Annotated in this window: 26 protein-coding genes; 13 read left to right on the top strand and 13 right to left on the bottom strand. The window is 70.6% G+C overall.

Annotated features, from left to right (window positions below):
* Positions 1–24: 24 nt before the first annotated feature.
* A complete protein-coding gene (locus tag QRN40_RS09285; RefSeq protein ID WP_285115307.1) occupies positions 25–783 on the bottom strand; it encodes a MerR family transcriptional regulator in 759 nt (252 codons plus the stop codon).
* An 83-nt stretch (positions 784–866) separates the two neighbouring features.
* Here QRN40_RS09285 and QRN40_RS09280 point away from each other — a divergent pair, with 83 nt between their 5' ends.
* Positions 867–1,601 carry an MBL fold metallo-hydrolase gene (locus QRN40_RS09280; protein WP_285115305.1) on the top strand — a complete coding sequence of 245 codons (735 nt, stop codon included), beginning with the start codon at positions 867–869 and terminating at the stop codon, positions 1,599–1,601.
* A gap of 16 nt (positions 1,602–1,617) precedes the next feature.
* On the opposite strand, the gene QRN40_RS09275 is transcribed toward QRN40_RS09280, so the two are convergent.
* From QRN40_RS09275 to QRN40_RS09255, 5 genes are all read right to left on the bottom strand, one after another.
* Complete coding sequence (locus tag QRN40_RS09275) at positions 1,618–3,813, bottom strand: APC family permease (protein WP_285117468.1); 2,196 nt, start codon at positions 3,811–3,813, stop codon at positions 1,618–1,620.
* 232 nt (positions 3,814–4,045) lie between these two features.
* The gene (locus tag QRN40_RS09270; RefSeq protein ID WP_285115304.1) at positions 4,046–4,675 is read right to left on the bottom strand and encodes a PadR family transcriptional regulator; all 630 of its coding nucleotides are present in this window, start codon (positions 4,673–4,675) and stop codon (positions 4,046–4,048) included.
* The gene (locus tag QRN40_RS09265) at positions 4,672–5,505 is read right to left on the bottom strand and encodes a DUF4097 family beta strand repeat-containing protein (protein ID WP_285115303.1); all 834 of its coding nucleotides are present in this window, start codon (positions 5,503–5,505) and stop codon (positions 4,672–4,674) included. Before QRN40_RS09265 ends, QRN40_RS09270 begins: the two co-directional genes overlap by 4 nt.
* Before the next feature lie 170 nt (positions 5,506–5,675).
* Positions 5,676–6,257: an antibiotic biosynthesis monooxygenase gene (locus QRN40_RS09260; RefSeq protein ID WP_285115302.1), complete on the bottom strand. Its 582-nt coding sequence runs from the start codon at positions 6,255–6,257 to the stop codon at positions 5,676–5,678.
* Positions 6,258–6,303: 46 nt separating this feature from the next.
* Positions 6,304–7,350: a LacI family DNA-binding transcriptional regulator gene (locus tag QRN40_RS09255; RefSeq protein WP_285115301.1), complete on the bottom strand. Its 1,047-nt coding sequence runs from the start codon at positions 7,348–7,350 to the stop codon at positions 6,304–6,306.
* Positions 7,351–7,681: 331 nt separating this feature from the next.
* Between QRN40_RS09255 and QRN40_RS09250 the strand changes: the two genes are divergently transcribed.
* The 4 genes from QRN40_RS09250 (at position 7,682) to QRN40_RS09235 (ending at position 13,126) form a co-directional block, all read left to right on the top strand.
* The gene (locus QRN40_RS09250; protein WP_285115300.1) at positions 7,682–8,935 is read left to right on the top strand and encodes a sugar ABC transporter substrate-binding protein; all 1,254 of its coding nucleotides are present in this window, start codon (positions 7,682–7,684) and stop codon (positions 8,933–8,935) included.
* A 30-nt stretch (positions 8,936–8,965) separates the two neighbouring features.
* Positions 8,966–10,126, top strand: a complete 1,161-nt coding sequence (locus tag QRN40_RS09245; RefSeq protein WP_285115299.1) for a carbohydrate ABC transporter permease — start codon at positions 8,966–8,968, stop codon at positions 10,124–10,126.
* A complete protein-coding gene (locus tag QRN40_RS09240) occupies positions 10,123–11,040 on the top strand; it encodes a carbohydrate ABC transporter permease (protein WP_285115298.1) in 918 nt (305 codons plus the stop codon). Before QRN40_RS09245 ends, QRN40_RS09240 begins: the two co-directional genes overlap by 4 nt.
* A gap of 91 nt (positions 11,041–11,131) precedes the next feature.
* Positions 11,132–13,126: a glycogen debranching N-terminal domain-containing protein gene (locus QRN40_RS09235; RefSeq protein ID WP_285115296.1), complete on the top strand. Its 1,995-nt coding sequence runs from the start codon at positions 11,132–11,134 to the stop codon at positions 13,124–13,126.
* A 16-nt stretch (positions 13,127–13,142) separates the two neighbouring features.
* On the opposite strand, the gene QRN40_RS09230 is transcribed toward QRN40_RS09235, so the two are convergent.
* Positions 13,143–14,216 carry an NAD(P)-binding domain-containing protein gene (locus tag QRN40_RS09230; RefSeq protein WP_285115295.1) on the bottom strand — a complete coding sequence of 358 codons (1,074 nt, stop codon included), beginning with the start codon at positions 14,214–14,216 and terminating at the stop codon, positions 13,143–13,145.
* Positions 14,217–14,359: 143 nt separating this feature from the next.
* On the opposite strand from QRN40_RS09230, the gene QRN40_RS09225 reads away from it, so the two are divergent.
* Entirely contained in the window at positions 14,360–14,593 is a 234-nt protein-coding gene (locus tag QRN40_RS09225) for a DUF3073 domain-containing protein (RefSeq protein WP_285115294.1), read from the top strand.
* 94 nt (positions 14,594–14,687) lie between these two features.
* Here QRN40_RS09225 and QRN40_RS09220 read toward each other — a convergent pair whose 3' ends face one another.
* Genes QRN40_RS09220 through QRN40_RS09205 form a run of 4 tightly spaced genes read right to left on the bottom strand, consistent with a single transcriptional unit; the run spans position 14,688 to position 19,268 of the window.
* On the bottom strand, positions 14,688–16,010 hold the full coding sequence (locus QRN40_RS09220; protein WP_285115293.1) for an Ig-like domain repeat protein: 1,323 nt from the start codon (positions 16,008–16,010) through the stop codon (positions 14,688–14,690).
* A gap of 60 nt (positions 16,011–16,070) precedes the next feature.
* On the bottom strand, positions 16,071–17,180 hold the full coding sequence (gene purM / locus QRN40_RS09215) for a phosphoribosylformylglycinamidine cyclo-ligase (RefSeq protein ID WP_285115292.1): 1,110 nt from the start codon (positions 17,178–17,180) through the stop codon (positions 16,071–16,073).
* 43 nt (positions 17,181–17,223) lie between these two features.
* On the bottom strand, positions 17,224–18,795 hold the full coding sequence (gene purF / locus QRN40_RS09210; protein ID WP_285115290.1) for an amidophosphoribosyltransferase: 1,572 nt from the start codon (positions 18,793–18,795) through the stop codon (positions 17,224–17,226).
* 29 nt (positions 18,796–18,824) lie between these two features.
* Positions 18,825–19,268, bottom strand: a complete 444-nt coding sequence (locus tag QRN40_RS09205) for an MFS transporter (protein ID WP_285115289.1) — start codon at positions 19,266–19,268, stop codon at positions 18,825–18,827.
* A 74-nt stretch (positions 19,269–19,342) separates the two neighbouring features.
* Between QRN40_RS09205 and QRN40_RS09200 the strand changes: the two genes are divergently transcribed.
* Complete coding sequence (locus QRN40_RS09200) at positions 19,343–19,474, top strand: hypothetical protein (protein ID WP_285115288.1); 132 nt, start codon at positions 19,343–19,345, stop codon at positions 19,472–19,474.
* A gap of 12 nt (positions 19,475–19,486) precedes the next feature.
* Here QRN40_RS09200 and QRN40_RS09195 read toward each other — a convergent pair whose 3' ends face one another.
* Positions 19,487–19,843 carry a sterol carrier family protein gene (locus tag QRN40_RS09195; RefSeq protein ID WP_285115287.1) on the bottom strand — a complete coding sequence of 119 codons (357 nt, stop codon included), beginning with the start codon at positions 19,841–19,843 and terminating at the stop codon, positions 19,487–19,489.
* Positions 19,844–19,934: 91 nt separating this feature from the next.
* Between QRN40_RS09195 and purD the strand changes: the two genes are divergently transcribed.
* The gene (purD, locus tag QRN40_RS09190) at positions 19,935–21,197 is read left to right on the top strand and encodes a phosphoribosylamine--glycine ligase (protein WP_285115286.1); all 1,263 of its coding nucleotides are present in this window, start codon (positions 19,935–19,937) and stop codon (positions 21,195–21,197) included.
* Positions 21,198–21,245: 48 nt separating this feature from the next.
* Here the strand turns inward: purD and QRN40_RS09185 are convergent, their stop codons facing one another.
* Positions 21,246–22,490: an FAD-binding protein gene (locus QRN40_RS09185; protein WP_285115285.1), complete on the bottom strand. Its 1,245-nt coding sequence runs from the start codon at positions 22,488–22,490 to the stop codon at positions 21,246–21,248.
* 181 nt (positions 22,491–22,671) lie between these two features.
* On the opposite strand from QRN40_RS09185, the gene QRN40_RS09180 reads away from it, so the two are divergent.
* The 5 genes from QRN40_RS09180 to QRN40_RS09160 are packed head-to-tail and all read left to right on the top strand — an operon-like array spanning position 22,672 to position 26,112.
* Entirely contained in the window at positions 22,672–23,118 is a 447-nt protein-coding gene (locus QRN40_RS09180; protein WP_285115284.1) for a DUF6325 family protein, read from the top strand.
* Between the two features lie 10 nt (positions 23,119–23,128).
* Positions 23,129–23,491 carry an SHOCT domain-containing protein gene (locus QRN40_RS09175; protein ID WP_285115283.1) on the top strand — a complete coding sequence of 121 codons (363 nt, stop codon included), beginning with the start codon at positions 23,129–23,131 and terminating at the stop codon, positions 23,489–23,491.
* Between the two features lie 44 nt (positions 23,492–23,535).
* Positions 23,536–24,438 carry a phosphoribosylaminoimidazolesuccinocarboxamide synthase gene (locus tag QRN40_RS09170; protein ID WP_285115282.1) on the top strand — a complete coding sequence of 301 codons (903 nt, stop codon included), beginning with the start codon at positions 23,536–23,538 and terminating at the stop codon, positions 24,436–24,438.
* A gap of 44 nt (positions 24,439–24,482) precedes the next feature.
* Entirely contained in the window at positions 24,483–25,169 is a 687-nt protein-coding gene (locus QRN40_RS09165) for an RraA family protein (protein ID WP_285115281.1), read from the top strand.
* A 43-nt stretch (positions 25,170–25,212) separates the two neighbouring features.
* The gene (locus tag QRN40_RS09160) at positions 25,213–26,112 is read left to right on the top strand and encodes a VOC family protein (RefSeq protein ID WP_285115280.1); all 900 of its coding nucleotides are present in this window, start codon (positions 25,213–25,215) and stop codon (positions 26,110–26,112) included.
* The last annotated feature ends 1 nt before the right edge of the window (position 26,113 follow it).

Genomic DNA, 26,113 nt, shown 5'->3' with positions numbered 1-26,113 from the left:
CCCCTTGTCCGGCCGGGTTGCCGGCTAAGCGAGATGGATGGCGTAGACGCGGAGGGCGTCGCGCACGAAGGTCGCACCCTCGACGCCGCCGTAGTTCGCCGCGAAGCGGTCGTCGGCGACGTACATCTCGCCCAGACCGGTCAGGTACGCGGCGAGCGGCGCGCCCGTGCCGTAGCCGGGCGTCCCGGGGATGTCGGCCAGCCACGCGGCGTGACGCCGCGCGAGCGCCTGCGCCTGCTCCGAGTCCGGCGAGACACCGCTCGCGGCGGCCGCCTGCCAGTCGGCGGCGAGCTGCGCCTGCCGCTGCTGCCACTCGGCACGCTCCTCCGGGGTTTTGCTGCGCCACCAGCGGTCGGACGTCGCGTAGGCGTCCTTCCCCCAGCGCTCCTCGACCTCGTCCTTGTACTGGGTGTGATCGAACCCGTCGAACATCTGCTCGGCCACGATCTCCTCTCCTTCCTCCACTGCGTGGATCGTCGACTCGACCGACGCGATCTGCCGCGCCAGCCGCTCCCGCTCCGCACGCAGCCACTCGAGGTGGTCGCGCAGGGCGGGCACCGCATCCGTGCGGTCGTCGAGGACCCGGCCGACGGCGTCGAGGCCGAGACCGAGCTCCCGGAGAAGCAGGATGCGCTGCAGCCGCACGAGGGAGTCGCGGTCGTAGTACCGGTAGCCGTTGCCGCCGACGCGGCTGGGCTTCAGCAGCCCGACGGCGTCGTAGTGGCGCAGCGTGCGGCTGGTGGTACCGGCGATCCGCGCGATGTCCTGGATGGACCAGTCCATGTTCTCCTCCTCTCGTGCGGTAGCAGCATCCACGCTAGGAGTTGACGTTACGTCAAGGTCAAGCGTCCGGCTACAGTGACGTCGTGCGCCGTATCCGCTCCACCACCCGTGTCGCCCCGGGCATCCTCTTCGTCGAGGGGCCGCTCTCGAACTGGACCGTCTTCCACGGCCGGGATTCCGTCGAGCTGATCGACTGCGGCTATCCGGCCGACCGCCCGCTCGTGGAGGAATCCATCCGCCTCGCCGGTGCCGACCCTGCGCAGCTCACGCGCATCCTGATCACCCACGGCCATTCCGACCATCTGGGAGCGAGCGCCCGGTTCGCCTCGGAGCGCGGCGTGGTGGTCGCGGCCGCTCCCGAGGAGCTGCCGAACGTGCGCCGCGAGGCCACCGAGCAGGTGACTGTCGGCGACCTGCTGCCGTCGGTGCTGAAACGCGGAACCGTGCGGTGGACCGTCGCGGCGGTGCGCGCGGGAGGCCTCGGCGACGTCGGCGTCCCGGATGCAGTCGCGCTGGAGGGCGAGGAGGTCCGACTCAGCACCGGTCATGTGTTGACGATCGTCCCGGCGCCGGGCCACACGTCGGGAAGCGTCTGCTTCCTCGAGCCGGAGTCGCGGGCCCTGCTCAGCGGGGACGCGATCGTCAGCGGCCATCCGCTGCTGCGCGAGCGCGGCGAACTGCAGCAACTCCCCGCGTTCTTCCACCATGACGCCGACGCGGCCGCACGGAGCGCGCGCCGACTCGTGCTGTGCGACGCCGAGGTCGTGCTGCCGGGTCACGGCCCGCTGATCGCTTTCCCGGCCTCCGCCCGGCCGTAAGTTCGGCCGCGGCGCTCTAGCGCTTCGCCCGCGCGGGAACCTTCTTCTGCGCGGCACCGGAGCCCACCGGCTCCCCGCCCTGCTGCGACTCGACCGGCGCCGGCGACTGCGACCCGTCGGGGACCTGCGCCTGCGGCTCCGGAATCGTCGCGGCGACCGACTCCGCGCTCTCCTTCGGCTCCCCGATGGTGATCGGCATCTCGTGGATGTGGATGCGCGGGTGCGTCCGCGAGGCGGGGACCAGCGGGCGCCGAGCGACCGGGCGCACCGGCTCGCCGCGGCGGTCCTGGCCGGGCAGCGGGCGCGAGCGCCGGCCGTAGATGAGCGACGACGAGTCCAGCAGCCACGGCACCAGCGCGACGGTCACGCCGTGGCACAGCATCAGCTGCCTGCTGATCCGGCGGGCACGGTGGTTGTGCAGGATGCCCTCCCACCAGTGGCCGACGATGTACTGCGGCAGGTAGACGGTCACGACCTCGGAGCCGTGCTCCTCGCGGCGGTGCTTGAGGTACTTGATCAGCGGGATGCCGAACTCGCGGTACGGCGACTCGATGATGGTGAGCGGCACATGGATGTTCTGCTCGATCCACTGGCGCTGCAGCTTCTGCGTCGCCTCCTCGTCGATCGAGACGTGGACGGCCTCGATGGAGTCGTGACGCGCGGCGATGGCGTAGTCGAGGGCCTTCAGCGCCGGCTTCTGCATCTTCCCGATGAGCACGATGGCGTGGTCGCCGACGCTGCCGAACGTCGTGACCGGGTCGACCTCGACCTCCTTCTCGACGTCGCGGTAGTACCGGTTCACGCCGAGCATGAGGAACCACAGGATGGGCATGAAGATGAAGACGAGGTACGCCCCGTGGGTGAACTTCGTGATAGTCACGACGATGAGGACGATCGCGGTGAGACAGGCGCCGAAGGCGTTGATGCAGAGCGAGCGGATGATGCCCGTGCGTTCCCGGCCCGTCTGCCCGCCGGAGCGCAGCAGCGAGATCCAGTGCTTGACCATCCCCGACTGGCCGAGGGTGAACGAGACGAAGACGCCGATGATGTACAGCTGGATGAGCTGGGTCAGGTTCGCCTGATACACCAGCAGCAGCACGGTGGCGGCGAGCGCCAGCACGATCATGCCGTTGGAGTACACGAGGCGGTCGCCGCGCGTGTTCAGCGCCTTCGGTGCGTACGAGTCGCGGGCGAGCACCGAGCCGAGCAGCGGGAAGCCGTTGAACGCGGTGTTCGCCGCGAGGAGCAGCACGACCGCGGTCGCCGCCTGGGTCAGGAAGAAGAAGAATGTGTTGTTGCCGAAGGTCGCCGACGCGATCTGGGCGATGAGGCTTCGCTGCGGATCGGTGGCGCACTGAGCCCATCCCTGCAGGTCGCAGGGGTTCTCGGCGTAGTGCACGCCGCTGATCAGCGCGGTGGCGGTCAGACCCGCGAACAGGGTGATCGCGATGCCGCCCATGAGGCCGAGGGTCACGCGGGCGTTGCGGATCTTCGGGGTGCGGAACGCGGGGACGCCGTTGGCGACCGCCTCCACACCGGTCAGGGCCGAACATCCACTGGAGAAGGCGCGCAGGAGCAGCAGCACGACCGCCGCCTGAGTGAGGGACGCGCCGTGGACCTGGTAGCCGGCGGACTCCGCGACGGGCGCATCCCCGAACGTAGTGCGGATCAGCGCCGTCACGATCATGAGCAGGATGCTGCCGATGAAGATGTAGGTCGGCAGCGCGAACGCCTTCGACGACTCGCGCACGCCGCGCAGGTTGACCGCGGCGAGGAGGATGACGAATAGCACCGCCAGCTCGACCCGCCACGCGGCGAGGAACGGCAGTGCGGAGATGATGTTGTCGACGCCGGAGGCGACGGAGACGGCCACGGTCAGGACGTAGTCGACCAGGAGGGCGGAGGCCACGATGAGGCCGGCCTTCTCGCCCAGGTTCTTGTGGGCGACCTCGTAGTCGCCACCGCCCGAGGGGTACGCCTTGACGAGCTGACGGTAGCTCAGCACGACGGTGACGAGGAGCACGACGACCGCGACGGCCACCCACGGAGCGAAGCTCAGGAAGGCGAGCCCGCCCAGCAGCAGGATCATCAGGAGCTCCTGCGGGGCGTAGGCGACGCTGGAGAGCGCATCCGACGCGAAAATGGGTAGAGCGAGGTGCTTCGGGAGCAGTTGTCCTTCGAGCTTTTCGCTCGGAAGCGGGTCGCCGATCAACCAGCGCTTCGGGGATCTCCCCTCATTTGTCACGAGGTGCGAGCATACTCGCTGGCAATGCACTGTCAAGTCGGCGCGTCGGCAGGTCGTTCGCCGGAGCCTCTGCAAACACTGGGGATCGACCCGCCGGGGGCGCCTCCGCCGCGGATTGCCGCGGCGGGGCGACCAGCAGGGGCCTCACTGGGAGCGAGATGAGCATTCGCTGGCTCTTTCCAAAAGCCGGACGCGGCGATCAGCGCCGGCTGATCGCCTCGACTACGACCCGGCGCACGCGCGCCAGTTCGTCGGTGAGCAGCGGCACGACGTCCGCCGAGAGGATGCCGCGAGCAGCCTGATGGCGGAGGTCCGTCCGGAGCTGCTGGCGGAACTCGTTGAGCACCGCCTCCGCCTCGCGGGCCGCCGCGTTCGCGGTCGCCCGCGCATCCCGTCCGGCGTCGCGCGCCTGCTGACGCGGGTCCACGCGGGTGGCCCCGCGCTTCGCCTCCCGGGCGGCCGAGGCGAGCTCGGCGCGCAGCGTGCGCATCGCGTCGTCCACCCCGGCCCGGACCTCGTCGGCGAGCCGGCGGACCGAGTCCGTGACCTCGTCCTCGATCGCGTCGAGTTCCGGCCGGCGAGCGGCCAGCTCGGCGCGGCCGGCGTCCGTGATCGCGTAGACCGTCTTGCGACCGTCGGCGCTCTTGGTGACCAGGCCCTCCTCCTCCAGCTTCGCCAGCCGGGGGTAGATCGTGCCGGCGCTGGGGCTGTAGGTGCCGCCGAAGCGCTCGGTCAGCGCCTGGATGAGCTCGTAGCCGTGCCGCGGCGACTCGTCCAGAAGGCTCAGCAGGTAGAGACGGAGGCTGCCGTGCGAGAACACGGGGCTCACGCCGAGGCCTCCTGGCCCTGCGGTGCGGCGACGCTGCGGAGGACGGCGGCGTCGCCGGAGACCGAGTTCACGGAGATCTCGACCCAGCGGCCGTCGAGCGTGCCGGAGGTGCCGGTGTAGCCCTTGCCCATCCCTCCGACGACGGTCATGTTGTCGAGCTGCACGCGACCGGACACCGTGTTCACCCGGTACCGCGCACCGACCGCTTCGGGGATGCGGATGGTCGTGTCGCCGGAGACGGTGTTGACCGCGATGTCGTCGGGGGTCCCGGCGACGTCGATCATCACGTCGGCCGAGACGCCGTCGGCGGAGAACCGGCGGATGGCGCCGCTGGCGGTCACGTCGCCCGAGACGGTGTGGGCGACGATGCGGCCGGTGTGGTCGCGGACGGAGAGCTCGCCGCTGACCGAGTTGAGCTCGATGTCGCCGGTCAGGCCGTCGGCCACGATGTCGCCGTTGACGGTGCTCAGCCGCGCATCGGTGTGGAGACCCGAGATGAGGGCGGCGGCGGAGATGACGCCGAACTTGAGCTCGACGTCGCGCGGGACCAGAACGCTCACGTCGGCGCGGGCGCTAGAGCGCATCGACTTGAACACCTCGATGAAGTTGTCCCAGCGCAGCTGCGGGTGGTCGATCTCGAGGCGGTCGCCGTCGATCACGATCTTGAGGTCGCGGCCGGTGACGGAGTGCACTTCGATGCGCGCACCCGGCTCGTCGTGCCCGACGATGTCGATCTGACCACCGATGAAACCGACCTTGAGCGCGCGGACCACCTCGAGGTCGATCGTGCGGCTCTCTCCCGGCTGGATCAGCCATTTCTCCTGCGTCATGCTTCCTGCTCCTTGCTCGTCCGGCCCGATTCCCGGGACCGTCGGTGACTCGCGTTATATCGCGATTGTTGACGCGTTCACGATATATCGCGAGTGAAGGCGATGCAAGCGGTTCTCCGGGACAGAACGGGAATCTCAGGGGCCGCTCAGGGAGAACCCCGATCGCGCGGCTACCGGCGGAGCCAGGGCTGCAGCAACCGCGTGACGAACGGCAGCAGGACGTACGTCATCGTCGGCGTCAGGCACAGCGTGGTGATGAGCACGGTCGCGACCGGCCACAGCTGGTGCCAGCCGGGGACGAACGAGATCACCAGATACGTGAACGCCAGCGAGAGCGGGAAGAACCCGAGCCAGATCGTCACGGCCTGCTTCCAGCGCGGCGGCGCTGCCGGCGCTCCGGGCTGAGGCTGGTCGAACCACCCCTCGATGCCGGTCCGCCGCTCGACACGGGAGACCTCCACGAGCTCGCGGCCCTCGTACAGCCAGTCGGCGCGCTCATCGGACGCCTCCCATGCCTCCAGCGTGTCCGCGTCGGCGAAGCGGTAGAGCATGTGCCACTCGTCCGAGTCGGCGTGCGCCCTCACCCATCCCGAGCCGAGGAAGCCCTCGAAGCCGTTCGCCAGGTTCACCCCCGACTGGACCCAGCGGGTCACCTCGGGGAGGCGGTCGCCGTCGACGCGGCGGGTGATGGAGACGGTGATGGGCAGGCGACGCGCTCGTGACGCATCCAGAAGGGACTCTTGTGGAGACATGGCCTTATTGTCCCCGGTCCTCGTTACGCGCGGATTTCGGCGCCGCTCAGCGCGGGCCGATGAGCGGCGGACCGTCGCGCACGACCAGCCGCGGGGTGACCAGCCGGTGGCGCGGGTCGGAGACCTCGCCGTCCGGCCGCACGCGCCCCCCGTGGACGCCGGTCAGCAGGTCGAGCACGCCCGCGGCGACCTCGTCGAGCTGCTGGGCGACGCTGGAGAAGCCCAGGGAGGCGGCGACGGGGGTGTCGTCGTATCCCACCACCGGGACGCGGCCGCCGGTCGCGGTCAGCACACCCAGAGCGAGCGAATCCGAGGTGCACACCACACCGTCCACGGGGCCCGACTGCGCCTCGATCCGGCGGATGGCGTCGGCGCCGTTCGGCACCCCGTCCTCCTCCGCCGCCTCCAGCATCCGGAGCTCGTCGCCGGTCAGACCACCGCTGGCCGTCATCGCCTCGAGCCAGCCCTCACGGCGGTCGTCGCCGGTGCCCGACCCGGCGGGCCAGCCGAGGAAGGCGACGCGCGGGCCGCCCCGGGAGAGAAGGTATTCGGTCGCATCACGCAGGCCGGAGCGTCCGTCGACGTCGACCCAGAGGTGCTCGGGATCGGTCATGTCGTCGATGCCCCACGGCCGGCCGAAGGTGACGAACGAGCGGCCGTGATCGATCAGCCACTCGGTGCGCGGGTCGCCGTGGAAGGTGGAGGTGAGGACGAACGCGTCCACGTCCGCCCCATCCGACAGGCGCCGGAACTGCTCGATCTCGTCCTCCGGGCCGTCGGCCGTGAAGAGCAGGACGCGCAGGCCCTGGCGGTCGGCGCGCTCGGTGAGGGCGTGCAGGAAGCGATCCAGGATGCTGCCCGAGATGCCGTCCTGCGTGATCGGATCGAGCCGGATGCCGATCGTCGAGCTCTTCTGGGTGCGCAGGCGGCGGGCGGAGGCGTGGGGCCGGTAGCCGAGCGAATGGATGGCCTGCTGGACCCGTTCGCGCGTCTCCGGGCGCACGAGCTCCGGGGCGTTCAGCACGTTGGAGACGGTCTGACGCGAGACGCCGGCGATCCCGGCGACATCGCTGACGGTCGGCTGCGCTCCCATCGCGACCCCTTCCTCCACCGGCTGGATATGACCCTACTGGTGCGCTTGACACCTTCGGAACCACGAGGTTACTGTGGCACTCATCCCGGATTTGATCGTTCAAAGTCACCGTAGCAGTTGACGATTTGATCGATCAAATAGCGGGAGTGAGGCACCAGGCACGGACCAGGGAGGTCGGATGCGCGCATCGCTGCGGAGCACAGATCCTCCCCTGTCCCCTGCCCCCGGGTTGCTCACAGCCGGCACCACCACACGGGTTGTCCACCACCTGCCCGACCCTGCACGCGTGCGCCGCATCCACCGGGCACACTCATCTCAAGGAGACACACGAATGCGCAAGATCACACACCGCTGGCTCGCGGGCGGCGCCGTCGCCGCGGCGGCAGCACTCACCCTCACAGCATGCGGCTCCGGCTTCGGCGGCGGCAGCAGCGGCACCGACACCGGCAAGCTCACGTCGTCCGACAAGGCCCTGTCGGTCATGATCGGCTCGTCCGGCGACGCCGAGACGACGGCGGTCAAGTCGGCCGTCGCCGACTGGGCGAAGAGCTCGGGCACGAAGGCCAGCGTGGTCGCGGCCAGCGACCTCAACCAGCAGCTGTCGCAGGGCTTCGCCGCGAAGAAGCCGGCCGACGTGTTCTACCTCTCGACCGACGCCCTTGCCGGTTACGCCTCCAACGGCTCGCTGCTCGCGTACGGCGACCAGCTGAGCAACAAGAGCGACTTGTACCCCAGCCTGGTGAAGTCGTTCACCTACGACGGCAAGTTCTACTGCGCGCCGAAGGACTTCTCGACCCTCCAGCTGATCATCAACACCGACGCCTGGAGCAAGGCCGGTCTGACGGACGCCGACATCCCGACCACCTGGGATCAGCTCGAAGCGGTCTCCAAGAAGCTCACCACGGGCAGCCAGGTCGGCCTCGGCATCTCCGGGGAGTACGCACGCATCGGCTCCTTCATGGTCCAGGCCGGCGGCAACCTGATGAACGACGACAGCACCAAGGCGACCGCGAACAGCGACGCCAACGTGAAGGCGCTCGACTTCGTCAAGCAGATGCTCAACGGCGGCGAGCTCAAGTACGCCAAAGACCTCGGCGCGGGCTGGGGCGGCGAAGCGTTCGGCAAGGGTCTCGCGGCCATGACGATCGAGGGCAACTGGATCACCGGTGCGCTGAAGTCCGACTTCCCGAACATCAAGTACAAGATCGCCGAGCTGCCCAAGGGGCCCGCCGGTCAGGGCACTCTCCAGTTCACGAACTGCTGGGGCATCGCGGCAGACAGCCCCAACCAGGCCGCTGCGCTCAAGCTGGTGGAGAAGCTGACCAGCAAGAGCGACCAGCTCGCGTTCTCGAAGGCCTTCGGCCCGATGCCGTCGATCAAGTCCGCCGCCGCCGAATGGAAGTCGGACAACCCCGACCTCGTGCCGTTCCTGGCTGCCGCCGACTACGCGAAGGGTGTACCGACCGCCAAGGGCTCGGCCGACGTCGTGACCGACCTCAACAGCAAGCTCGAGTCGCTCGCCACCGGCGACCCGAAGTCGATCCTCGACGCCACGCAGAAGAACCTCGAGGCTCTGGTCAAGTAGGCCCGAGCAGCACTCAGAGAGGCACACGCCATGTCTGCAACCACGAGTCGGTCTCGTCGCACCGGAATCCGGCGCGGCGAGACCGCCTCGGGGTGGTTGTTCACCGCCCCGGTCATCCTGCTGCTCGGCGTCTTCCTGGTCATCCCGGTGCTCATGGCGCTGTGGGTGAGCTTCTCCGACTGGGGCGGTCGTGGCAGCCCCTTCGCGTCGAGCGTGAACTTCGTCGGCTTCGACAACTACTCGAAACTCCTTGCGGGCGGCGGGCTGGCCGAGCAGGACTTCGGCATGTCGCTGAAGAACAACGCCTGGTACGTGGTGCTGGTCGTGCCCATCCAGACGGCGGTCGCCCTCGGCCTCGCCGTGCTGGTCAACCGCGCGATCCTCCGCGGGCGCGGCTTCTTCCGCACCGCCTTCTACTTTCCCTCGGTGACGAGCTCGGTGGCCATCACCGTGCTCTGGCTGTTCCTCTTCAGCACGAGCGGCGCGGTCAACAAGGTGCTCTCCTGGGTCGGCATCCACGGACCGAACTGGTTCAACGACCCGACCGGCATCATCCACGGTCTGCTGTCCGCGTTCGGCGTGACGCAGGGGCCGCCGGCGCTGACCCAGAACACCACCCTGGGCGTCTCCTGGTGGGACTGGCTCGGCGGTCCCTCCGTCGCGATGTCGGCCTTCATCATCATGGCCGTGTTCACGACGAGCGGTACGTTCATGCTGCTGTTCCTCGCGGCGTTGCAGAATCTCGGCGGCGACGTGACCGAAGCGGCGATGATGGACGGCGCCAACGGCTGGCAGCGCTTCTGGCGCGTCACCCTCCCCCAGCTGCGGCCGACGCTCTTCACCGTGCTGACCCTCGGACTCATCGGCTGCTGGCAGGTCTTCGACCAGATCTACACGGGCACCCGCGGAGCGCCGGGCAAGACCACGCTGACGCCCGCGTACCTCTCCTACCAGACGTCATTCGTGAACCAGGAGTGGGGCCAGGGAGCCGCGATCGCCTTCATTCTGTTCGTCATCATCGTCGTCTTCACCCTCTTCCAGCGCTGGGTGCTGCGGGAGCGGGCGGTCTCCAAACGGCGGATGCGGCTGTACCAGCCGGCCCTCGCCGCAGGCACGGCCGCGGGCGGAGCGCCCAGCAGCGCACCGTCCGCGGGCAGCGACGACTCCGACCGGAAGGGAGCGCTCCGATGAGCTCCACCATCGTTCAGGCGGATCAGTCGCAGGCGGCCGCGGCGCGGCCCGCCCAGACGGCCGGGCCGCGCCGCCGTCACCGCTCGCGCGGCACGATCGTCGCCACCTCGATCACGTACGCGATCCTGATCGCCATCGCGGTCGTCTACATCATGCCGTTCCTGATCCAGCTGGCCACGTCGTTCAAGACCGACGCCGAGGCGGCCAGCAATCCGGTGGCCCTCATCCCGCAGACGTTCACGACCGCGGCGTACACGAAGCTGTTCCTCAACTCCGACTTCCCCGTGTGGTTCGGCAACTCGGTGCTGGTCACTGTCTTCGTCACGCTGGGGCGGGTCTTCTTCGACTCGCTCGCCGGTTACGCGCTGGCCCGACTCCACTTCCGGGGTCGCTCGCTCGTGTTCGCCGCCCTCGTCGCGGTGATGTCGGTGCCCATGGTCGTGCTGCTCATCCCCAAGTTCCTGGTGATCAACCAGTTGGGCATCTACGACTCGTACACCGGCATGATCCTGCCGCTGCTGACCGACGCCGCGGGCGTCTTCATCATGAAGAACTTCTTCGAGTCGGTCCCCGCGAGCGTCGAGGAGCAGGCGCGCATCGACGGCGCCGGCACGTTCCGCGTGTTCTGGTCGATCGTGCTGCCCATGGCGCGACCCGCGCTGATCACGATCGTCATCCTCTCCTTCCAGGGGTCGTGGAACGAACTCGCCCACTTCATCGTGTCCACCCAGAGTCCGTCGCTCACCACCCTGACCAAGGGTGTCGCCGGGCTCGCCAGCGGTCAGTTGAGCCAGGGGAGTCAGTACCCCCTCAAGCTGGCGGCCGCAGCGATCATGACGATCCCCGTCGCCGTGCTGTTCTTCGTGTTCCAGCGACGGATCATGAACACCAGCGAGGGAGCGGTGAAGGAATGACGGTCGCACTTCCCCCGGAGCCTCCGCGATGACGCTCAGCCGAAGCACCACCCATGAACACCGCACACCGAACGAAGGCACGACCACCGCGATGACCCAACCCCTCCAGCCGCTCCTCCACGACAGCGTCGTGGTGCTGACCGCTCCCTCCCAGGCCTGGTCGGCCGGCGACGGGCGGATCGACGGGTACGGGATCCACGGCTTCTACCATTCGGACGTCCGCGTGCTCGACCGCGTGCTGCTCACCGTCGGCGACGGCCCGACGGAGCACATCGCGACCGCCGGTCCGGAGGCGTCGACCGCGGTCTTCACCGCACTCGCCCGCGGCCTCGACGACGCGACAGCCGACCCGCGCGTGCGCATCGAGCAGACGCGGACGGTCCGTTCCGCATCGCTGGAGGAGCGCATCGTGCTGCGCAACGCGCTGAGTGAGAGCATCCGGACCACACTGAGGATGGAGCTCGGGGCCGACTTCACGGCCATGCAGAACCTCAAGGCCGGGTTCGCGGGAAGCGAGCATCCCGTGACGGTCACGGCCGACGGGAGCGGGGCCGTCATGCACAGCGGGCCGGTCTCGGCCCGCGTCCGCGCGGAGGGCGCCGAGATCCTCGTCGCCGACACGCGCGTCACCGTGAGGTGGGACGTGGAGGTGCCCGCACACGGAGACGTCGCGGTCGGATGGCACATCGAGGTCGCGGACCCGTCGGCCGTCGTCGCCGGTGCCGCGCCGTCGGACGAATGGGCGGCGTTCCGCGCGGCCACCGGCGACTCGCGGCTCGCCGCCTGGCTGCAGCGCGCGATCGCCGACCTGCAGTCGCTGCGGATGTCGACGGTCGACGATCCGGACGATGTGTTCCTCGCTGCGGGCGCGCCCTGGTTCTTCACGCTGTTCGGCCGCGACTCCCTGTGGGCCGCCCGAATGCTGCTCCCGCTCGGTCACGAGCTCGCCGCCTCGACGCTGCGGGTCCTCGCCCACTACCAGGGCACGCGAACGGTCGCCGAGACGGCCGAGCAGCCGGGCAAGATCATGCACGAGCTGCGGCCCGCTCCGCTGGCGATCCCCGGCGAGGGCATGCTGCTCCCCCCGCTCTACTACGGCACCGTCGACGCCACCGCGCTGTGGATCTGCCTGCTGCACGACGCGTGGAAGTGGGGGATGCCCGACGACGAGATCGCGCCGCTGCTTCCTCACCTCGAAGCCGCCCTGGGGTGGATGCGCGACTACGGCGACAGCGACGGCGACGGCTTCCTGGAGTACATCGACACGACGGGCCACGGTCTCGCGAACCAGGGGTGGAAAGACTCGGGCGACTCCATCCAATGGCGGGATGGAACACTCGCGGAGGGTCCGATCGCGCTGTGCGAGGTCCAGGGCTACGCCTACGAGGCGGCGATCGGGGGCGCTCAGCTGTTGGACGCGTTCGGTCGACCGGGCGCCGAGGACTGGCGCACGTGGGCGGCCGACCTGAAGCAGCGGTTCGCCGAGGCGTTCTGGATCGACGACCCCGCGGGCGCCTACCCCGCCGTCGCGCTCGACGCGGCAAAGCGAAAGGTCGACACCGTGACCAGCAACATCGGGCACCTGCTCGGGACAGGCATCGTCGGCGACGGTCAGGCGGAACTCATCGCCCGGCGTCTGGTCTCCCCGGAACTCTGCTCAGGCTTCGGTCTGCGGACGATGTCGACCGACTCCACCGGCTACTGGCCGCTGAGCTACCACGGCGGCAGTGTGTGGGCGCACGACACGGCGATCGCGATCGGCGGGCTCGCGCGGGAAGGGTTCCGAGCCGAGGCCGGACTGCTCGCGGACGGCCTGCTCGCCGCCGCTGACGGCTTCGACTACCGGATGCCCGAGCTGCACTCCGGCGACAGCGCGCGGGTGACGAGCACGCCCATCCCGTACCCTGCGGCGTGCCGGCCGCAGGCGTGGTCCGCCGCCGCCGCTGTCGCGGTCCTGAGCGCGCGGCTGGGCCTGAGTCCGGACGCACCCGCGGGACGCTTCGACGTCGACCCCGAGCCGGGTGCCGGCCGCATCCAGGTCTCGGGCCTCCGCTTCGCCGGACGGCCCCGCGACGTGGAGGTCTGACCCGGAGGGCGGGAGGCTACAGCTGCGCCATGATCTGGCGGGCGATGATGCGTCCGGCGCGGTTCGCCCCGATGGTCGACGCCTGCGGGCCATACCCGGCGAGGAATATGCGCGGGTCCTGCCACGATGCGCCCGAGCCGACGGTCAGTCCGCCGCTCTTCTCGCGCAGCCGCAGCGGTGCGAGGTGACGGAGCTCCGGGCGGAAGCCCGTCGCCCAGATGATCGCGTCGGCGCGAGTGAACGAGCCGTCCGCCCACCGCACCCCGTGCTCCTCGATGCTCGTGAACATGGGCCGCTCGATCAGCACGCCGCGCTCGATGCCCGCGGCGATCCGGCGGGTGCGCGGCACGCCCGTCCCGCTGACGATGGAGGGCAGCGCCTGGCCGGCGCGGGCCGCCGCATCCTGCATCGCCACAGCGGCCACACCGCCCTCGATAGTGAGCTCGGACTCGTCGCGGAAGTCGACCGGACGCCGGGTCGCCCACGTCAGCGACTCGGCCACGCCCTCCAGCTCCAGCAGAAAGCCGATCGCGCTCGTGCCGCCGCCCGCAACGACCACAGACTGACCGGCGAACTCGTCCGCCGAGACGTAGGTCGAGGTGTGGATGTGCCGCCCGGCGAAGCTGTTCATCCCGGGGTAATAGGGCACGAACGGCGACCCCCAGGTCCCCGACGCGTTGACGACCATGCGCGTCGCCGTCTCGCCCGCGCTGTGCTCGACGATGAGATCGGCACCGCGATCGCGCACGCTGTGCACGGCCACCGGCCGCTGCACCTGGAGGCCGAAGTGCTCCTCGTAGCGACGGTAGTATCCGGCGACGATGTCCCTCGCCGGGAGGGAGCGGTCGGCCGTCTCGAAGCTCAGCCCGAGCTCGGCCATCCCCGGGAGGTCGTTGACGTGATGAGCGCTCCCGAGCTTGAGCGCATCCCACCGGTGCTGCCACGCGCCGCCGGTGCGCGGACCGCGGTCGTAGACGATGAAATCGACCCCCGGAGTCAGCTCGAACCGACGAAGATAGTAGGCGACGGCGAGACCGGCCTGGCCTGCGCCGATCACCACCACCTGGGTGTCGGTCCTGGTCGTGCTCACGCGCTCATCCCATCACTTCTCGCTGTGCGGGAACTCGGGGGTCCGTGATGTCCGCATGCTAAACTCCATGCTAGTTTTCACTGTTTCTATTCGATCCCCGGGGAGCCTCTCTCGCCCGGGCTGGGACCAAAAGGGGGTCACGCATGGGGCGCGGCCGTCAAAAGGCAAAACACACCAAGATTGCGCGGCAGTTGAAGTCGTTCAGTCCCAATGTGAACTACGACGCCCTGGAGCGTGAGCTCACTGGTCATTCCCACGGCGAAGACGAGCAGTACGCCAAGTGGGCCGAGTACGAGTCGGACGAAGAGACCGAGTCGGAAGACGCCTACGAGTACGAGGACGAAGACGAGGAGACGGGCACTCCGAAGCGCGCGTAGCGCTGCGGGTCGCCGTCGAGCATCCCTCGCTGAGGCCTGACGCCTGAGCGTCACGGCTTGTCCCGGACGTTCGTCACGCCTCGTCCGCGGTTCGTCATGCCCGCGCTTCGCGTACCCCCGCGGCGCGGACCAGTCCGACGGCGCCCAGGATGCCGCCACCGGTCAGCAGGACCCCGCCGAGCATCATCGCGAGGTCTTGTCCGGCCCGTGCGGTGGCGGCCGCCGGGCTGACGGCCGTGGGGTCGTCCGGCGGGAGCGCGGAGGACACCGCGCCGCCGGCGCCCGCGTGGGTGTCGCCGCCCGCTGCAGCCGCGGCGGGCGCCGGCGGAACGGCCGGCAGCGCGACGGTCGCGGAGGCGGCCGTGACCGCGGTGGACGCGCGCTGCAGCAGCACGAAGAAGGTCGCCGCGGGCGAGCCGGGCGGTCGAGAGGCGAGCGGGATGCGCACCGTGGCGGAGGCCTGCCCGTCGGCCAGCGTGACCGTGGTCGTGAGCGCCGTGTAGTCCGGGCCGGCGTGCGCGGTGCCGTCGGCGGTCATGACGTCGACGGTCGCAGCCCCGACGGCGGTCGGCCGGGTGATCGCGACGGAGACATCCGTGCTCCCGGCGACGACCGAGTCCGCTGAGACGCTGAGCGGTGAACTGGCCGCGGCGGCGTCGAAGGCGACCGTCCCGACCGAGGACAGGAGCGCGGACCCGTCGGCGGGACGGTAGGTCGCAGTCACGGTGTGGGGTCCGGCGGTCGGCACCGGCAGGTCGGCAAGCGCGACGCCCGTCGGCGAGAGGGATGCCCCGACCGGGGTGCCCCCGTCGAGAGCGAAGGCGACCGTGCCGGTGCCGGGGGCGGCGAGCAGCATCCTGGCCACCGTGGCCGACAGCGAGACGACGCCACCCGCTGCGACGGGCGCGGGGGCGCTGACGGTCACCGTGGTCGCCGCCGTGCACGCGGGAGCCGAATCGAAGGGGACCTGGGTGGTGCCGAGGCGCCACGCCAGATCCGGCTCGGCCGCCGCGTCCACGGTCAGCAGCCAGACGCCGTGGTGCTCGCCCGGTTGGAATTCCGTGGGCTGCCCGCGACCGGCGGCGCCCGCCGTGAGGTCGTTCGCTCCGGCGCCCGCAGGCATCGTGAGAGGGGCGGAGTCCGTCGAGCGGTAGCCGAGGACGACCGTGCGCGACGAGACGGCGCCGAGGGGCGCATCCTGAATGCAGTCCACGAGCGGGACCAGCGCGGCGGACGCGGGGGTCGAGGCGGGGCTCGGGGGACGGCTCGACGTCGAGGACGGCGTCGGGACCGGAGTGCTGGGAGCAGCGGAGGGCGAGGCGGACGCCGCGACCGCGGGAGCCACGACGAGGACGGCCGCGAAGGCCGCGAATGTGACCCCGAACACCAGGCGAAGGCTGGCGTGCGGTCGGCTCACACGCGCCACTCTAGCGGGCGGCCGGCCCTCGCCGCTCCGACCAAAAAGGGTGACGTGGCGTCAGCCTGCGTAGGAGCCGACGAGGCGCACCGCGCCGCCGTCGACGCCCTTGGCGCCCTGCTCGAACCCGGCCAGGTCGCGTGGCGCGGTGGAGACCGTGCCCGCGCGCCAGGTGGGGATGCCGTCGGCGGTGATCGCCGCGGCGACCGCATCCGCCGCCTCCGGAGCCACGACCGCGAACATCCCGATTCCGAGGTTCCAGGTGCCCTCGCTCGACTCGAGCGAGCTGCCCGCGAGGTCGCTCAGGATGCGGAACACCGGCGTCGGCGACCACGTCGAACGGTCCACCTCGACCCACGAGCCGACCGGGAGCACGCGTGCGAGGTTCGCCGCGATTCCCCCGCCGGTCACGTGGCTGAGCGAGTGGAGCGCGCCGGCGAGCGACGGATCCTGCAGCACCCGCAGCAGCGGTGCCGTGTAGAGCCGCGTCGGCTCGAGGAGCGCCTCGCCGACGACGCCACCGAACTCCGCGGACTGGTCGGTGAAGCCGATACCCCGGGCCGCCAGGATGTGACGCACCAGCGAGTAGCCGTTGGAGTGCAGTCCGGACGAGGCCATCGCGAGGACGACATCCCCGTCGCGCACACGGTCGGCCCCGAGCACGGCGTCGGCCTCGACGGCGCCGACCGCGGCGCCTGCGACGTCGTAGTCGTCCGGGCCGAGCAGGCCGGGGTGCTCGGCGGTCTCGCCGCCGACCAGGGCCGTGCCGGTCTGGGCGCAGGCCTGGGCGATGCCGGCGACGATCGCGGCGATCCGCTCGGGGACCACCTTGCCGCAGGCGATGTAGTCGGTCATGAACAGCGGTCGTGCGCCGACCACGACGATGTCGTCGACGACCATGCCGACCAGGTCCTGCCCGATCGTGTCGTGCTTGTCGAGCGCCTGCGCGAGGGCGACCTTCGTGCCGACGCCGTCGGTCGAGGTGGCCAGCAGCGGGCGAGCGAAGTCCTTGAGGAAGGAGACGTCGAACAGGCCGGCGAAGCCGCCGACGCCGCCGAGGACCTCCGGTCCGTGCGTGCGGCCGACCGCCGCCTTCATCAGCTCGACGGCCCGGTCGCCGGCCGCGGTGTCGACGCCTGCTGCGGCGTAGGAGGCGCTGGAGTCTGTCACCCCACCATCGTATCGGCGGCCGGGGAGGGCAGCTGCCAGCGGGCTACTCCTGCCGGGCGGGGTCGCCGAAGGAGAGGAGGGGCTCGAGTTCGGAGTCGGGGCCGGGCTCGCAGCCGTCGGACGTGGCGTCGGAGCCGTCGTCGGTGGGCGACACGGACGGGCGCTCCAGCAGGTTCTTGCCCAGGTGGTGCGCATCCGGCAGCTCGATGGGGTAGACGCCGGTGAAGCAGGCCGTGCAGAGACGCTCGCGCGGCTGCTCGGTGGCGTCGATCATGCCGTCCTCGGAGAGGTAGCCGAGGCTGTCGGCGCCGATGGACTGGCGCACCTCCTCCACCCCCAGACCGGTCGCGATCAGCTCAGCGCGGGAGGCGAAGTCGATGCCGTAGAAGCACGGCCAGGTGATGGGCGGGCTGGAGATGCGGACGTGCACCTCGGCGGCGCCCGCCTCGCGCAGCATGGAGACCAGAGCGCGCTGCGTGTTGCCGCGGACGATCGAGTCGTCGACCACGATCAGGCGCTTGCCCTTGATGACCTCCTTCAGCGGGTTCAGCTTGAGCTTGATACCGCGCTGGCGGATGGTCTGCGACGGCTGGATGAACGTGCGGCCGACGTAGGAGTTCTTGACCAGACCCTGACCGAACGGGATGCCGGACGCCTGCGCGTAGCCGATCGCCGCGGGCGTGCCGGATTCGGGCGTCGGGATGACGAGGTCGGCGTCCACGGCGTGCTCGCGGGCGAGCTGGCGGCCCATTTCGACGCGCGCCTCGTAGACGCCGCGCCCGGCGATGGTGGTGTCGGGACGCGCGAGGTAGACGTACTCGAAGACACAGCCCGCGCGCTTCTCGGTGGCGAAGCGCTGGCTGCGGAGGCCGTTCTCGTCGATGGCGATCAGCTCGCCGGGCTCGACCTCGCGAACGAAGCTGGCGCCGACGATGTCGAGCGCTGCGGTCTCGGAGGCGACGACCCAGCCGCGCTCCAGACGGCCGAGCACCAGTGGGCGGACGCCCTGCGGGTCGCGCGCGGCGTAGAGCGTGTGCTCGTCCATGAAGACCAGGCAGAAGGCGCCGCGCAGGCGCGGGAGCACCTCCAGCGCCGTCGACTCGAGAGTGTGGTCGAGGTCGCCGGTGAGCAGCGCCGTGACGACGGCCGTGTCGGTCGTGTTGCCGCGGGAGAGCTCGCCGTCGTGCTGCGGGTAGCGCTCGTGGACGAGCTGCATGAGCTCGGCGGTGTTGGTCAGGTTGCCGTTGTGGCCGAGGGCGACCGTGCCGCTGGCGGTGGAGCCGAGCGTCGGCTGCGCGTTTTGCCAGCTGGATGCGCCGGTCGTCGAGTAGCGGGTGTGGCCGACGGCGATGTGGCCCGGCAGCGAGTTCAGGGCGTTCTCGTTGAACACCTGTGAGACGAGCCCCATGTCTTTGTAGATGAGGATCTTGTCGCCGTCGCTCGTCGCGATGCCCGCCGACTCCTGGCCGCGGTGCTGCAGCGCGTAGAGCCCGAAGTAGCTGAGCTTGGCGACCTCCTCACCGGGAGCCCAGACGCCGAAGACGCCGCAGGCATCCTGTGGCCCCTTCTCTCCGGGCAGCAGATCGTGAGTGAGAAGACCGTCGCCTCCGGCCACAGCGGACCCCTTTCAGGAAGTCGGGATGTTCAGCTCTGGGTGTCGCTCGTGCTGTCGTTCTGCGTGCCGGGCTCCGGCTGCGAGCCGTCGCGCCGCGCGGGCGACGAGCCGGACTCGGGGATGCGCACGTCGATTCTATCCGCCTGCACGCTGCGCGCTCGACGGGCGGTCGCCCGATCGAGGAGGAGCGCCACGACCGCGCCGACGGCGACACCGATCGTGGCGCACACCGCGAGCAGGAAGCCGAAGACGGAGCCCCGGTCGTAGGTCGGATTCTCGGGGAACGAGAAGGTGAGGATGAGCGCGATGATCCCGAACAGGACGGCGCCGGTGATCATGAAGCGGAAGTACCGCGGCGAGCGTCGCACGCTGACCTCGGCCGGGGTGACCGTCTCCTCGGGCTGCACGGCGTCCTCGGGCCGCGCGTCGGGCGTCTCGTCGCTCGGGCGCGGCTGCTCGGGGGTGTCGCTCATGGCTTCATTCTCCCAGACCGAAGCTGGGCGGCCGTCGCGCGTCATGGAGCCTTGATCATCACGTCTGAGATGGTGTGAGCACCTCTCCTCGGCCATCCACTGTTCCTGCGCTGCGCGCGGTCCTCGCCCGAGTCGGCGTCGCCGCCTTCGCGACCGTGATGGCCGGGGCAGCGGTGGTCGCGGTGCTGTTCGGCGTGCATCCCTGACCCTGCCGGGCGTCAGTAGCGAAGCGGGATGAGGCCCTCGAGGGAGGCGCGCTGGCCGGAGGCGCGCACCGAACCGGACGCCAGGCCGTCGTCCCAGGTCAGGGAGCCGGAGGCGAGGGCCAGCCAGGTCGCCGCGTCGGTCTCGATGACGTTGGGCGGAGTCCCGCGGGTGTGGCGGGGTCCGGGGATGCACTGCACGGCACCGAAGGGCGGCACGCGGACCTCGACGGTGTTGCCGGGCGCGCGCTCCGCGAGCAGCTGGAGCAGGTAGCGCACGGCGGTGGCCGTGGTGTTGCGGTCGGCGTCCCCGGCGACGGCCGTTCGCACGGCCGGTCCGCCCACCTCGTCCGGGATCTTCGCCTTCGCCATGCGATCCATCCTCCCACCCGGTTGCGGCGGGTTGTCCACAGGTTGCGGGCGGAGCCTGTCGGCCGCATCCGCTCCCTCTAGCATTGGGGGCGTGAAGATTCTCGTCCTCGGTTCCGGTGCCCGTGAGCACGCCATCATCACCGCGCTCCTGGCCGAGGAGGAGCGGCACGAGATCGTCGCCGCACCCGGCAACGCCGGCATCGCGCAGGACGTGCCGGTCGAGCTCGGGCTCGATCCGCTCGACGGCGAGGCGGTCACCGAGTACGCCGTCGAGAACGCGATCGAGCTGGTCGTGATCGGTCCGGAGGCCCCGCTGGTCGCGGGCGTCGCCGACCCGCTGCGCACGCGCGGCATCGCGGTGTTCGGGCCGGGCAAGGCTGCGGCCCAGTTGGAAGGGTCGAAGGCCTTCGCGAAGCGGATCATGGATGCCGCCGGCGTCCCCACCGGCCGCGCCGTGCGCGCCGAGACCCTCGCCGAAGCGCTGACAGCGATCGACGAGTTCGGCGCTCCGTACGTCGTCAAGGCGGACGGCCTGGCCGCGGGCAAGGGCGTGCTCGTGACGGAGGACCGCGACGCCGCGGTCGAACACGCGACGCAGTGGCTGCTGCACGGCGGCGTGCTGGTCGAGGAGTTCCTCGACGGGCAGGAGGTGTCGCTGTTCCTGGTCAGCGACGGGCACGACGTGCTGCCGCTCTCCCCAGCGCAGGACTACAAGCGCCTCCTCGACGGCGACGCGGGTCCGAACACCGGCGGGATGGGCGCCTACTCCCCTCTGCCGTGGCTGCCGGACGGCTTCGTTGACGAGGTCATCGAGACGATCGCGCTGCCCACCGTGCGGACGATGGCCCGGGAGCAGACCCCGTTCATCGGGCTGCTGTACTGCGGCCTGATCCTGACCGACCGCGGCATCCGGGTGATCGAGTTCAACGCCCGCTTCGGCGACCCGGAGACCCAGGTCGTCCTCCCCCGGCTCGTCACCCCGCTGTCCACGCTGCTCTTCGCCGCCGCGACCGGCGGGCTCTCCGGGCTGCCCCGCCCGGAGTTCGCCCTGGACACCGCGGTCACCGTGGTGCTGGCGAGCGAGGGCTACCCCGAGTCGCCGCAGACCGGTCGCCCCCTCACCGGGCTGGCCGAGGCGGCCGGTGTCCCCGAGGTGACGATCGCCCACGCGGCGACCGCTCGCGACGAGGCGACCGGAGAGCTGCTCGCGACGGGCGGCCGCGTGCTGTCGGTCGTCGCCCGCGGCACCGGCTTCGCCGAGGCGCGCGACCGCGCCTACGCGGCGCTCGACCACATCCACCTCGCCGGAGGGCAGTACCGCACCGACATCGCCGCCCGCGTCGCCGACCGCTGACAGCCGGCGCGCGGCGGCCCGCGCGGCGCGCGGCCGCGCGCAGCCGCCTCAGCCGAGGAGGCGCGTGAGGAACGGGTTGCGGAAGCGGCCCTCGGGGTCGAAGCGCCCGGCCAGTTCCGCGAAGTCGGCGAGGCGCGGGTAGAGGGACGGCACGACACCGTCGCGGTCGACGTAGAGCTTCCCCCAGTGCGGACGCGCGCCCAGCGGGAGCAGCGCCGCCTCGAGCTGCGGGAGCACCGCCTCCACCCCGGCCTGGTCGCGGAACCAGGTGAAGTGCAGGCCCACGGCGTCCGTCCCGAACGCCGTCGACAGCCACAGGTCGTCGGCCGCGATGGTGCGGATCTCCGAGATCTGCAGCAGCGGGGCGATCACCGGCGCGAGCGCGCGGACCGCTTCGATCGCCTCGACCGCGCGAGCGCGCGGCACGAGGTACTCGGACTGGATCTCTTCGCCGTTCGATGGTGTGAACTCGAACCGGAAGTGCGCGAGGCGCTCGCTCCACGGGCCGACCACGCCGAGCTGCTCGGTGGTGTTCCGCACATCCATCGTCGGAATCATGTGGCGGGCCTCGGTGAGCGCCGACGCTCCGAAGAAGTCGTCCTCGATGAGGGTGTGCTCGCCGTCGAGCTCCTTGAGCCAGGCGAGGGCGACCGCATCCTCGTCCCAGGTGGTGAAGAGGCTCACGCTGTACGCGGCGGAGGTGACCTCGTCGAAGCGGCCGAGCACGGCATCCCACGGCACTCCGCCGAAGAGGCGCTGCCGGGCGTCGAACGTGGGCTGGATGTCGAGGGTCACCTCGGTCACCACGCCGAGAGCGCCGAGACCGACCACCGCCCCCTCGAAGCCGTCATCGCCGCGCCGCAGGTCGACGAGCTCACCCGAGCCGTTCAGGATGCGCAGGCCCGCGACCGCGGTGGCCAGGTTGCCGTTGCGGTCGCCCGAGCCGTGCGTCGCGGTGGCGATCGCCCCCGCGACGGAGATGTGCGGGAGGGATGCGAGGTTGTGGAGCGCCCATCCGGCCTCCTGGAGCTCGCGGGCCAGGTCGCCGTAGCGGACGCCGCCGCCGACGGTGACCGTCCGCGCCGCCTCGTCGATGCGGACCGGCCCGGGCAGCCCCGCGGTGCTGACCAGCAGCCCCGGGGTGTCGGCGAGGTCGTTGAACGAATGCCGGCTGCCCAGCGCCCGCACGGACGCGGCGCCGACCACGAGCTCCCGCATCTCCTCGACAGAAGCCGGCCGCTCGATGCGCTCCGCGCGGTACTCGTAGTTGCCAGCCCAGTTCTTCTCGCCCATGCGGCGCTCCCTCGGTCCGTCCTCGAGAGCGGCGGTCCGCTCCGGTCGACATCCCCATTCTAGGAATGTGACCGGGCACACTCCCAGGACCGCACTCCGCCGGAAATGATGCATTGCCGGGCCGTTCGACCGCGCAGTATGGTGCGCGTGAAGCGGGCTGAACCGCGGGAAAGGGGCTGAAATGGCCGAATTCGAATACGGTCCGGCGGAGTTCATGGTCGCGCAGTTCGACACGGATCGGCCCTCGCCAGGAGTCGTCGAGGCGATCCTCGAACTGGTCGAGAGCGGGACGGTCCGACTCCTCGACCTGGTCTTCGTCGAGCGCCACGACGACGGCAGCGTCGACATCATCGAGCTGCAGGAGATCGGCGACGAGATCGGGATGACCGACATCACTCTCGAGGCCAGCGGCATCGCCGGCGACGAGGACGTCTCGCAGATCGCCGAACTCCTCGAGCCCGGATCCACCGGAGCGATCCTCGTGATCGAACACCTCTGGGCCAAGAACCTGGCGAGCCGTTTCTTCGAGTCGGGAGGTGTCGTGCTCCACAGCGAGCGCATCCCCGCACCCGTCGTGAATGCGGTGGCGTCCGACGCGTACGAAGAGCTCGAGACCACGGAGAGTTGAGGAGGACACCATGCCGTTGAGGCGAATGGGACGCCCGGGACTGATCGGGATGGCGGCGCGCACAGCAGTCGTCGCGGGGACCGCGACCGCGGTCTCCGGCAGCGTGCAGCGGCACCAGCAGGAGAAAGCGCAGAACCAGTACGAGCAGCAGCAGTACGAGCAGCAGCAACAGCAGCTCGAGATGCAGCAGATGGCGCAGCAGGCAGCGGCTCAGCAGGCTGCGCTGCAGCAGCAGGCGGCGCCGGCTCAGCCCGCGGTCGCCGGCGGCGGGGACGACATGATGGCGAAACTCCAGCAGCTGGCCACACTGCACACGCAGGGCGTGCTCACCGACGAGGAGTTCGCCTCCGCCAAGGCAAAGCTGCTCACCTGACCGCCCGACCCGGGCCGTTCGCTCACCCGCTCTACGATGGACGGGTGAGCGAACTTCCGGGATGGGTCCACGTCTACTCGGGCAAGGTGCGGGACCTGTTCGTCCCGACCGGGGCGGACGGGCTCGACGACACCGACAGCGTGCTGGTGGTCGCCAGCGACCGCGTCAGCGCCTTCGACCATGTGCTCGAGCCGGGCATCCCGGGCAAGGGCGGACTGCTCACGACCCTGAGCCTGTGGTGGTTCGACCAGCTGGACGATGTGCCGAACCACCTCATCCCCGACCACGCGCTGGTCGGCGAGCGTGTGGTGGAGCGGATTCCGGGCGAGGTGGCCGGGCGGTCGATGCTCGCGAAGCCGCTCGACATGTACCCGATCGAGTGCGTCGTGCGCGGCTACCTCACGGGCAGTGGATGGGCGGAGTACCGCGCGTCGCAGAGCGTGTGCGGCATCCCGTTGCCCGCAGGGCTGCAGAACGGCGACCGGCTGCCGGAGCCGATCTACACGCCGGCGTGGAAGGCTCCCATGGGCCAGCACGACGAGAACATCAGCTTCGAGCGCACGGTCGAGCTGGTAGGCCGGGATGTCGCGGAGGAGCTGCGCCGGCTGTCGCTGCACGTCTACGAGCGCGGAGCGGCGATCGCGGAAGCGCGCGGCGTCATCATCGCCGACACGAAGTTCGAGTTCGGGGCCGATCGGGAGTCGGGCGACATCACCCTCGCGGACGAGGTGCTGACCAGCGACTCGAGCCGGTACTGGGATGCGGCCGCCTACGCCGCCGGCCGCACGCCGGAGGAGCGGATGGCGAGCTTTGACAAGCAGATCGTGCGTGACTGGCTGGCGGCGAACTGGGATAAGACGGGCACCCCGCCCGCCCTCCCGGCCGATATCGTCGAGCGGACGGCTGCCCGCTACCGCGAGCTCTTGGAGCGCCTGACCGGCGAGTAGCGCGCATGCGCTGCCACGCATATCCGCGGGTATAGCGTCGCGTCATGGACGCCGCATCCACCCCCGCCACCGCCGCGATCGCCGACGCCGCCGTGCGTCTCGGCCTCGCCGTGGGAACCGCTCCCGTCGACCTGATCGCTCTGCTGCCGGGGCGCCCGTTCGCCGGGCCCGCCGCCCCCGTCACACATCTCGGCAGTGTGGATGTGCTGCTCGAGACGATCGACGACGCTCCCCCGGGCGCGGTGCTGGTCGTCGACAACGGCGGGCGCGACGACGAGGCGTGCGTCGGCGACCTGATGCTGCTGGAGGCCGCGAGCGCCGGGATGTCCGGTGCGGTCATCTGGGGACGCCACCGCGACACCGCACAGCTGCGCGAGATCGGGCTGCCGGTGTTCAGCCGGGGCGCGCATCCGTTCGGTCCGCGGCGTGTTCCGCCCGCCGGGACGGCCATGCGCTCGGCGTTCCTCGACGGCGTCGCGGTCACGCCCGAGCACTGGATCGTGGCCGACGACGACGGGGTGCTGGTGCTGGCCGCGGGCGACCGCGAGGCGCTGTTCGCCGAGGCGGCGCGCATCCAGTCGGTCGAGGGAGCGCAGGCCGAGCGGATGCGCGGCGGCGCGTCCCTGCGCGACCAGCTCGACTTCGCCCGGTACCGCCGGCTGCAGTCGGAGGATCCGGGGCTCACCCTGCGCCGGTACCTCGCCGAGACCGGCGGCGCGATCGAGACGTGAGCGTCCGTGAAATACGGTGACCTCCGAGCCTGTTAAAGGAGGTATGCCCGAACTGCTCCCCGCCGACTCCGCCATGGGCGCCGTCACCCTCCGCGTCGCCGACCTCGACCGGATGACCGCGTACTACCGCGACGCCGTCACGCTGCGCGTGCTCGCGTCGGAGGGTCACCGCGTGATCCTGGGCCGCGGATCCACCCCGTCCGTCGTGCTGGAGCACGCGCCGGAGCTCGCCCACGCGGGGCCGGGAGAAGCAGGTCTTTTTCACACCGCGATCCTCTTCGACAGCGAGGAGGCGCTGGCCGCGGCCGTCTACTCGGTCGCCCGACGCGCTCCAGGGACCTTCACCGGCAGCGCCGACCACCTGGTCAGCAAGGCGTTCTACTTCACCGACCCGGAGGGCAACGGGGTCGAGCTCTACTGGGACCGCGACCGGTCGCTGTGGAGTTGGACCCACGGTCAGGTCGAGATGGGCACCCTGTTCCTCGACCCCAACGGCTTCCTGGAGGAGCACCTCACGGAGCGGGGAGCGGCGCTCGCGGAGTCGGGCTCGGACGACGCTGCCGTCTTCGGCGACGCCGCCGTCGGGCACGTGCACCTCTCGGTCGGAGACGTCGCGACCGCCCGCGAGTTCTACGTCGACCGGCTCGGATTCGAGGCGACGGCGGCGCTGGGCGGATCGGCGCTGTTCGTCAGCGCCGGCGGCTACCACCACCACATGGCGATGAACACGTGGAACAGCCGGGGCGCCGGACGACGCCGACTGGCCCTCGGCCTCGGCGAGGTCGAGCTGCGCCTCCCCTCCGCCGACGCTGTGGGCGCGCTGGAGGAGCGGATGCGGCACTACGGCGTCCAGACCCGCGACGACGGCAGGACGCTGGCGTTCGACGACCCGTGGGCGAACGCGGTGCGGGTGGTGTCGGAAACGGAGGACATCGCCGCCTGAG

This window comes from Leifsonia sp. fls2-241-R2A-40a (genome assembly GCF_030209575.1).
In the GTDB taxonomy this organism is placed as follows: domain Bacteria; phylum Actinomycetota; class Actinomycetes; order Actinomycetales; family Microbacteriaceae; genus Leifsonia.
Note: the sequence above shows the minus strand (reverse complement) of the source record. Positions and strands in the feature narration are given on the sequence as shown.

Coding starts and splice junctions, on each gene's coding strand:
- QRN40_RS09285 (WP_285115307.1), bottom strand. CDS start 783: ATGGACTGGTCCATCCAGGACATCGCGCGGATCGCCGGTACCACCAGC.
- QRN40_RS09265 (WP_285115303.1), bottom strand. CDS start 5,505: ATGACGCAGGAGAAATGGCTGATCCAGCCGGGAGAGAGCCGCACGATC.
- QRN40_RS09260 (WP_285115302.1), bottom strand. CDS start 6,257: ATGTCTCCACAAGAGTCCCTTCTGGATGCGTCACGAGCGCGTCGCCTG.
- QRN40_RS09255 (WP_285115301.1), bottom strand. CDS start 7,350: ATGGGAGCGCAGCCGACCGTCAGCGATGTCGCCGGGATCGCCGGCGTC.
- QRN40_RS09250 (WP_285115300.1), top strand. CDS start 7,682: ATGCGCAAGATCACACACCGCTGGCTCGCGGGCGGCGCCGTCGCCGCG.
- QRN40_RS09245 (WP_285115299.1), top strand. CDS start 8,966: ATGTCTGCAACCACGAGTCGGTCTCGTCGCACCGGAATCCGGCGCGGC.
- QRN40_RS09240 (WP_285115298.1), top strand. CDS start 10,123: ATGAGCTCCACCATCGTTCAGGCGGATCAGTCGCAGGCGGCCGCGGCG.
- QRN40_RS09235 (WP_285115296.1), top strand. CDS start 11,132: ATGACCCAACCCCTCCAGCCGCTCCTCCACGACAGCGTCGTGGTGCTG.
- QRN40_RS09225 (WP_285115294.1), top strand. CDS start 14,360: ATGGGGCGCGGCCGTCAAAAGGCAAAACACACCAAGATTGCGCGGCAG.
- QRN40_RS09205 (WP_285115289.1), bottom strand. CDS start 19,268: ATGAGCGACACCCCCGAGCAGCCGCGCCCGAGCGACGAGACGCCCGAC.
- QRN40_RS09195 (WP_285115287.1), bottom strand. CDS start 19,843: ATGGCGAAGGCGAAGATCCCGGACGAGGTGGGCGGACCGGCCGTGCGA.
- QRN40_RS09185 (WP_285115285.1), bottom strand. CDS start 22,490: ATGGGCGAGAAGAACTGGGCTGGCAACTACGAGTACCGCGCGGAGCGC.
- QRN40_RS09180 (WP_285115284.1), top strand. CDS start 22,672: ATGGCCGAATTCGAATACGGTCCGGCGGAGTTCATGGTCGCGCAGTTC.
- QRN40_RS09175 (WP_285115283.1), top strand. CDS start 23,129: ATGCCGTTGAGGCGAATGGGACGCCCGGGACTGATCGGGATGGCGGCG.
- QRN40_RS09165 (WP_285115281.1), top strand. CDS start 24,483: ATGGACGCCGCATCCACCCCCGCCACCGCCGCGATCGCCGACGCCGCC.
- QRN40_RS09160 (WP_285115280.1), top strand. CDS start 25,213: ATGCCCGAACTGCTCCCCGCCGACTCCGCCATGGGCGCCGTCACCCTC.